This window comes from Paenibacillus nuruki (assembly GCF_001721045.1).
In the GTDB taxonomy this organism is placed as follows: domain Bacteria; phylum Bacillota; class Bacilli; order Paenibacillales; family Paenibacillaceae; genus Saccharibacillus; species Saccharibacillus nuruki.
The window spans coordinates 1-619 of sequence record NZ_MDER01000112.1 but is presented as its reverse complement, the minus strand read 5'-3'; the positions used below and the strand labels follow the sequence as shown (position 1 = coordinate 619).

The window sequence follows — 619 nt, the reverse complement described above, 5'->3', positions numbered from 1 at the left end:
GCTTATGTTTACTCACTATTTTCATTAAATATTCTTGATTCTTTTCCTTTGCTAAATCAAATAGTCTGTTTAATAAAATATTTTCTCTCATAACTACCTCCGTTCAATTCTAAAAAAATTCAGAATTGCATAAGATTACTTACTTTTCCAATAATAATAATGTTTGATAGTGATTATACTAATACGAAACTTTCAATGATACCTTAAAAATTAGTTATTTTTTCATACACTTTTTATACATACAAATTTCTATATGACGGATTGTCAATCCAAGTGAAACAGTTCGTCCTGAAACGATTCATGCGTCGACTTTCAGCCTAAACATTTGCGAGTCGGTTGTTGATCCAAGCAAGAACCTGTTCAAGTTCAGCATCGGTCACCTGGGCAAAATCGTGGCCTTTGGTGAAAATTTCTCGAGGCAGACCGTTCGCATTCTCGTTGGAACCACGCTGCCAGGAGGAGTACGGATCGGCGAAATAAACATCTATGCCGTGTAGGAGTTCGAGTAATTCATGACACGCGAATTCCTTCCCTCGGTCTACGCTAGCGGTTTGAATGGCTGACTTTGGATATTGACCGGCCAGCACACCGAACGCGATTTCCATCGACAAAGCGGTTC

General features: G+C 38.6%; 1 pseudogene. It reads right to left on the bottom strand.

The features are described from left to right. Positions 1-312 precede the first annotated feature (312 nt). Positions 313-619 (bottom strand): annotated as a pseudogene (locus PTI45_RS23550) (IS30 family transposase); the annotation flags it as partial.